The 7,640-nt window shown below is 31.2% G+C and carries 6 protein-coding genes and 1 pseudogene; all 7 read right to left on the bottom strand.

All coding sequences use genetic code 11. The features are described 5' to 3' along the window. Positions 1–209: pseudogene (locus VKY47_RS05315) on the bottom strand (polysaccharide biosynthesis/export family protein); the annotation flags it as partial. Between the two features lie 6 nt (positions 210–215). Continuing rightward, entirely contained in the window at positions 216–2,120 is a 1,905-nt protein-coding gene (locus tag VKY47_RS05310) for a polysaccharide biosynthesis protein (RefSeq protein ID WP_324310978.1), read from the bottom strand. After that, on the bottom strand, positions 2,113–3,234 hold the full coding sequence (locus tag VKY47_RS05305) for a DegT/DnrJ/EryC1/StrS family aminotransferase (protein ID WP_324310976.1): 1,122 nt from the start codon (positions 3,232–3,234) through the stop codon (positions 2,113–2,115). The genes VKY47_RS05310 and VKY47_RS05305 overlap by 8 nt, the downstream gene beginning before the upstream one ends. Positions 3,235–3,780: 546 nt before the next feature. Beyond that, complete coding sequence (locus VKY47_RS05300; RefSeq protein ID WP_324310974.1) at positions 3,781–4,764, bottom strand: polysaccharide deacetylase family protein; 984 nt, start codon at positions 4,762–4,764, stop codon at positions 3,781–3,783. Beyond that, on the bottom strand, positions 4,761–5,351 hold the full coding sequence (locus VKY47_RS05295) for a sugar transferase (RefSeq protein WP_324310973.1): 591 nt from the start codon (positions 5,349–5,351) through the stop codon (positions 4,761–4,763). Before VKY47_RS05295 ends, VKY47_RS05300 begins: the two co-directional genes overlap by 4 nt. Next, positions 5,348–6,553 (bottom strand): DegT/DnrJ/EryC1/StrS family aminotransferase, encoded by a 1,206-nt coding sequence (locus VKY47_RS05290; RefSeq protein WP_324310972.1) that lies wholly within the window; start codon positions 6,551–6,553, stop codon positions 5,348–5,350. Before VKY47_RS05290 ends, VKY47_RS05295 begins: the two co-directional genes overlap by 4 nt. A gap of 4 nt (positions 6,554–6,557) precedes the next feature. Then, positions 6,558–7,640 (bottom strand): glycosyltransferase (locus tag VKY47_RS05285; protein ID WP_324310970.1); only part of this gene is annotated, 1,083 nt, incomplete at its 5' end.

Below are 7,640 nucleotides of genomic sequence, written 5' to 3'. Positions count from 1 at the left end.
GTTTCTGCATCTGGTCCAGAAACATATATCGAAAGTAAATCGTTAGGCTTAAATACCGTTTCAGGATTAAAATTAACCTTGTCTAGGTTTCCTAAGGGTTCATCTTGAAAATAAATAATTTCTTTACTCGAAACACAGGATGAACAAGCAGTGAAAATTGCAATTAAAAACGCTGTATAGAATAATTGTTTTATAAGTTTTACTTTCATATTTGATTAGAGTCTAATGTTTAAAACGTCGTATTTAGTATTGTTTGGATTATATTCTTGAACAATATTTTTTATTTGGGACACAATTTCAATGTTTTGAGTGTTTGGTCCTAATTTACATAGTTCATCTATATATTGTTCCATATTTGGAATGTTAACAGGCTTGCATTTAGCAATCATTATTTTTTCGTTGTAGGTGGGCTTTGTGTTTTCGCCATCTACTAATAACTCTTCATAAATTTTTTCTCCTGGACGTAACCCTGAAATTTTAATATTAATATCTTCTGGATATCTTAATCCAGATAGGGTTATCATATTTATGGCCAAATCGAATATTTTTACTGGTTTTCCCATATCGAATACAAATATTTCCTGACCTAGACCCATGGCCGAAGCTTCAAGGACCAGTTGAGCGGCTTCAGGAATAGTCATAAAATATCGAATAATATCTTTATGGGTTACTGTTAAAGGCCCTCCCGATTCTATTTGTTTTCTAAATAAAGGAATAACGGAGCCGTTGGAACCTAAAACATTTCCAAATCTGGTAATTACAAATTTTGTTTTTCCAGAACTAGCTTTGTTTTGACAACAAACTATCATTTCGGCTATGCGTTTTGTTGCTCCCATTACGTTGGTTGGGTTTACCGCTTTATCTGTGGATATTAAAATGAATTTATCTGCACCATACTTAACCGATAAATCAATTAGATTTTTGGTGCCTCTAACATTAACGCTTACGGCTTCGTATGGATTTTGTTCCATCAGGGGAACATGTTTATAAGCTGCAGCATGGAATAAAATGTCCGGTTTATATAAATCGAAAATAATATTCATTCTAACCTTATTTCTAATATCTGCAACAATAGCCTCTATGTTTTTAATGCCATTTCTAATTAATTCTTGTTGGATATCGTACAAACTAGATTCTGCATTATCAATTAGAATAAGTTTATTAAACTGATAACGAGATAGCTTTCTAATCAATTCACTCCCAATAGAGCCTGCAGCACCCGTAACAATTATAACTTTATTGTTGTATTCTTCAACTAGTAAGGGGTTGTCTATACTTATGGGTTCTCTACCAAGTAAATCCTCTAGATTTAAATCTTTTATTTGACCAATACTTAAATCACCATCGATCCAGTTTTTTACTGCAGGAACAATTTTCACCTTAAGATTTAAAGCAAAAAGACTGCTGGTAATTTGAAGTAATCTGTTGGAGTCGATCCGCTGAATAGATATAATAACCTCATCTATTCCGTTTTTTTTAATAAACTCTTTGGTGATTTTATCAGGTTCATAAACATTTAAGAGATTGATTTTCTTGCCAGCTTTACTTTCGTTGTCATCAATAAACCCAACTACCTTAATATTGCTTTTTGGATCGTTTGTAACTGCATCGTAAGTTATCATCCCAGAAGTTCCAGCGCCATAAATTAACACTGATTTTTGTTCTTCAAAATCTGTTACAATACTTCGGTAAATAGATTTTATAAAAAACCTAGTTCCTACTAAAAAGAAAATATTCAATAATAAATGAATATAAATGATTGAACCTGGAATATCAAAAACAATATCGAAATGAAATTTCCTACTTAAAAAAGTGGTTACAATTAAGAGAGTTGCTAAGATATTGATACCTATAATGAGATTGATAACATCTTTTACACCCGTAAATCTAACAACTCCTTTATGGGAATTAACTATTAAAAAACTAATTATAGCAGCTGCCGAAACAAATGGAACTTGTTTTAAGAAAATGGGGAAATCAAAAACAATTTCAAAGTTAAAACGGATAACATAAGCTAAGAAAAATGTAAATAAAACCACACATAAATCAAATAGCAACACAAGCCACTTGGAAGCATATTGATGTGAAAAATTTCTTAGTATGATTATAAATTTATCCAAAATATTGTTTTATTGTTTTTACTATTTTATTTAATTCAATCTCTGTTAAATTAGAGCCACTAGGCAAACACAGGCCCTTTTTATATAAATGTTCTGACACTCCATTTAAATAACTTGGAAACTTTTCAAACATTGGCTGCAAGTGCATTGGTTTCCATGATGGGCGTGCTTCTATATTTTGAGTTTCCAAAACTTTCAATAAGTCTTCTCTCATTTTATGGGTTTTTAAAACTATAACGGTCAACCATCTATTAGAGAAGTAGCCTTTAGGCTCGTTTAAAAAAACAATTTCTTTTATATCTTTTAAATGTTCTAAATAATATTTATAGTTTGATCTTCTTAAATTAACGTAATTGTCCAAAACCTTCATTTGCCCTCTTCCAACTCCTGCCAAGATGTTAGACATTCTATAATTGTAACCAATAGAAGAGTGGGAGTATTCCATGCCTGGATCTTTTGCTTGTGTTGCCAAGAATACTGTGTTGTTTTTAGTTTCTATGTTTTTTGAAACTAAAGCCCCGCCACCCGAGGTGGTAATAATTTTGTTACCATTAAACGACAATACTGAGAAATCTCCAAAAGTGCCACATTTTCGATTAAAGTAGCTACTTCCTAAGGCTTCGGCACTATCCTCAACTATAGGAATTTGATATTCTTTCGATATGTTTTCTATTTCCATCACTTTATGTGGCATGCCATATAAGTTAATTACCACTATGGCTTTTGGTTTTTTTCCTTTTTTAATTCTATCCTCTATGGCCTGTCTTAATAAAACAGGACACATATTCCACGTATCTAATTCGCTATCAACAAAAATGGGTTGGGCTCCTAAATATCGTACTGGATTTACTGAAGCAACAAAAGTTTTTGTTTGACAAATTACTTCATCATGTTCTGTTATGTTTAATAATACCAATGCTAAATGTATTGCAGCCGTTCCTGTTGTAAGGGCTGCTACATGTACATCTTCTCCTAAATACGACTCTAAATCTGCTTCAAAACCATTAACATTTGGTCCTAATGGAGCAATCCAATTTGTTTTAAATGCTTGGTTAATAAATTTCTCTTCATGTCCACTCATGTGTGGCGACGACATCCATATTTTTGAATTCAAATTACATACATTGTTAACTAACGTAAATATCTATGTTTATAAGGCAAACATCAAATAAATACGATAAATTACTAATTTTCACGTTTTGGATTTTATTGAAATCCATGTGATTTATTAATCTAAAATATCACTAAGTTTTTCATTCTAAAAAGCAAAAGTCAATTTTCTTTAAATAAACTTAATTTTTTAAAAATAATAATAAATATAACTGCTAAAATTAATTAAGGGAGGAAGGTGTTCTACTTGATAAAGTGGGCTATTACCGTTGGTTAAATATACAAAAAATATAATACTAATTCACATAATAAAGCATGTTCTAATAATTTCTAAATTAAAGGAAAGAATAATTAAAAAGCAACTTAAAATAAATTAACCTATGGGCAGAGCTATTGAAGGTTTTTTATTTATAAACTTTCTTATAATCAGTAAAAACAATGGTTTTAAATATTTAAATGGAATTTGTTAATAAGAAATTGAGCATCAAAAGCATATAAAACTTCGGTTCTATAAAAGAAATGATTGTGAATTTTTTTTAATAAAATTCAATTAGATATATCTAGCTAATTCTTCCATAGTTACGCTCTTGTAGTTTAATTTTTTATTTAGCTCTGAATAATGCTCAAACATTTTTTCAAGTCCGGAAAAGTTTTCATTTATATAAGTTCCAAAATTATGAGGATGCCACCAAAGATGAAACATTTCATTGTTTTTTGCGGCAAATGACATGGCATTTGTAACTCTAGAAATTCTTAACGGTTCCAAAAGTTTAAGTGTTTTACTATAAGGTCTTAAAAAACAGCTGGATGGTAAGTTTATAAGGCCGTTTCCGGTTTTTAATTCACTTAATTTATAAGTGTTATAGCCCGAAATGTTAAAATATACGTCTGCATACCTTAAGCCTCTAGTGGTTTGTTTTTTATGGTAATCTCTATCTGTGCTATCGTACATTTTATGTCTTTCTATGCCGCGATAGGCAATAATTCCATGTTTTTTGCAAATATCTAGATAAGCTATGTTCACTTGATTTCTAGGAAAAACAAGGCTCTTTATACTAATGTTTCTTTTTTTAGCAATTGAAATAGCTGCGATGAGATCTGCTTCAAATTGTTCTCTTGTTTGTCCATCTTCTAAACTGTAATAATGAGAATAGGTATGGGTGCCAATTTCATGATTATTTGTTTGTTGAATTTGATTAATTAGTGAGGGTGCATAGTGAAATTCATCATCTTTTTCGTTGGCACCAATATTATCTAAAGTACGGTATGGACTAAAATTTGGGTTAGTATAAGTGGGTAATAAAGTGGGATTGCTTTCAAGTAGTTCTTCTTTATTTTCAGCAAATAAAAAACCAACAGTAGCAAAAGTAAGTTTAACATCATAATCATCCGCCAGTTTTAGAAGTTTAGGCACAACCAGCTTAACATTTTCTAAATTTTCCTGATATTCGGAAACACTTCTCTTGTCGAAAACCCCCCAATGTAATTCGAAATCTAAAGAAACTACAAAATAACCATTTGAAACATCCATCATGAAATAATAATTTGAATTGTTTTAACAATAATTTTAAAGTCTGTAATGAGACCTTGGCTATTAATGTATTTCTTATTCAATTCTATTTTTTTAGGCATGATATTTTCAATATAAAACTGCTCAGGATTGCTGGCTTCATTTAAAAGTTCTGCTTCATCTCTATACATAATGGAAGCATAATCTGTTATTCCAGGTTTTGCATTTAAAACTATTAAATCTTCGTGAGAATAATAATTCACATATTTGCGCACTTCTGGTCTTGGGCCAACAAAACTCATATTGCCTATAAAAACATTAATTAGTTGTGGGAGTTCGTCTAATTTATATTTCCTTAAAAAATAACCGGTTTTTGTAATCCTAGGATCTCTATCTCCCAGAGTCAATAAACCTTTTTTATCTGAACCAACAAACATGGTTCTAAATTTAAAAATCTTAAAATCCTTACTATGTCTGCCAACCCTAGTTTGTAGGTAGAAAAGCGGGCCTTTAGACTCAAGTTTTATTAGTAACGCTATTATTAGTAATAAAGGTAGTAATAAAATCAATCCGAAAAAGGAAAAAATTATATCAAAAACCCTTTTAATCATAGCGAAGATTCAACGGCATTAGTTACTGTACTAACTATATATTCTAGTTCATTTTTTGTTAATTGAGGATAAATAGGAAGTGATATTTCCGATTTATAATTATTATAAGCTACTGGATAATTATCAATATCAAATCCCATTTCTTTAAATAAACTCAACATAGGTAAAGGTTGAAAATGCACGTTTACAGCTACACCTTCTTTAGAGATTTTATCAATAATAGCATCTCGTTCAGATTCAGAAATGTCTTTTATTCTTAAAGCGTACAAATGACAAGACGATGTTTTATCATCACTTTTATAAGGAGGTAAAATAGCCCAGGATTTCGTTTTAAAGAATGTATGGTAATATTCATAGATTTCGACACGATTTTGGAGTGTTTTTTCAAAATATTCAGGTAGTTGGGCCACTCCAATAGCGGCCAAAATATCCGGCATATTCATTTTTAAACCTGGATAAATAATATCATATCTCCAATCTCCAGCCTTCGATTTTGTGAAAGCATCTTTAGTCTGTCCGTTTAAAGAAAAACATCTTAAGTAATTGTACTCATCTTGATTTTTAAAGGGCTCTGGTAAATTTATACACACAGCACCACCTTCAGCAGTTGTTACATTTTTTACAGCATGGAATGAGAATACCGTAATATCTGTTATTTTCCCTAGATATTCACTTTTATAGGTTGCGCCAATAGAATGGGCAGAGTCGGAAATAACCAAAACTCTTCCTAGTTTTTCTTGATTCTCGTGTTTAGGAATAAAAAGTTCTTTTTTCTTATTTATAATTGCATAAATATCTGAGTAATTACATGGCCAACCGGCAATATCCACAGGAATAATTGCTTTGGTTTTTTTAGTAATTACTTTCTCTATTTCGTGAGTGGCAATATTAAAATCTTTTTCTACATCTACCATAACAGGAGTAGCGCCTACATGAATAACTGCCAATGCAGTTGCTGCATAGGTATATGCAGGTATAATAACTTCATCTCCCTCTCCAATGCCGTACCATTTTAAGGCTAACATGAGACCAGAAGTGGCCGAATTAACACATAAGGTATTCGGTGCCAGAGTATATTTACATACTAGTTCTTCCAACCGTTTCACTTTAGGTCCAGTAGTTATCCAACCAGACTCTAAAGCACTGTTAACTTCTTGAATTACGGCTTCATTTATATAAGGAGGTGAAAAAGGAATTTTCATGTTTTTAAGTATGATTAATAGCTGAGTTAAATATAGTTATATATTGTTTAGAAACATTTTCAAGACTGAACAGTTTAACGTGTTTTAAGGCGTTTTCGACTAATTTATCTGCCAATTGCGTGTTTGTAGCTATTTCTATCATGGCGTTTGCTAAAGCCAGAGAGTTTTCCGGCTCTACCAAAATGGCTTCTTTTTGATGTCTTGTAAAATCTCTTACTCCAGTAACATTGGTAGAAACTATGGGTAATCCTAATGCAGCTGCTTCTAATAACACCCTGGAAAAACCTTCTCTAAAAGTGGGTAAAACAAAAGCGTCTGAAGATTCCAATAATTGTAAAACATCGTTTCGAGATCCTAAAATATCCACGATATCTTTGTATTGAGAAAGAATTTCCTTATTTAATTTTTTAGAGTTTTCCTCAAGCGGACCCACTAATAAATATTTAAAGGAATAACCTTTGTCACTAATTATTCTGGCGGCTTCCAATAGATTGATGATGCCTTTCTCATAAACTAATCTAGCCACGCAGATAAATGTAAAGGGATTATTATTTCGTTTTGCTCTTTGTGTAATAAGCTTGAGTTCAATACCGCTACTTAATATTAAACTAGAATTGTTCTTGGAAATGAGATGGTTTTTTAAATACAGTTCTTTGTCGTCTTCGTTTTGAAATATAGTTTTATAAACCCGATTTTTAACGAACGTATGTAAAAACAAGTAAACTTTTCTTAAAACAGCACTAGAAAAAGTTTTAGACATAAAAATAGTACCTAAGCCAGTAACTGTCCTGGTTATTGGCGTTTTTGTTTTTAGTTGCGAAAGAGGTACTAGAAATGCAGGTTTGGTATCGTAAGTATGAATAAGGTCAAAATGATTGTTTTTAAAAAACTGTTTTAACCATAGCACGGTTTTTAAATCTGAAATAGGAGAGAAGCTTCTGTTTAAATGGTACGGTATGTAATTAATAGATTTAGGAAAAGTTTTGGGACTAGTTCCCACAATGGTGACTTCAAATCCAGCTTCAATTAAATATTGAGACAAAAGAATTCTTTTATCAACATCTTCGCCTCCAATTAAACAGATTTT

The sequence above is a fragment of the Xanthomarina sp. genome (assembly GCF_035306705.1).
Classification (GTDB): domain Bacteria; phylum Bacteroidota; class Bacteroidia; order Flavobacteriales; family Flavobacteriaceae; genus Xanthomarina.
Note: the sequence above shows the minus strand (reverse complement) of the source record. Positions and strands in the feature narration are given on the sequence as shown.

Coding starts and splice junctions, on each gene's coding strand:
- VKY47_RS05300 (WP_324310974.1), bottom strand. CDS start 4,764: ATGATGGATGTTTCAAATGGTTATTTTGTAGTTTCTTTAGATTTCGAA.
- VKY47_RS05295 (WP_324310973.1), bottom strand. CDS start 5,351: ATGATTAAAAGGGTTTTTGATATAATTTTTTCCTTTTTCGGATTGATT.
- VKY47_RS05290 (WP_324310972.1), bottom strand. CDS start 6,553: ATGAAAATTCCTTTTTCACCTCCTTATATAAATGAAGCCGTAATTCAA.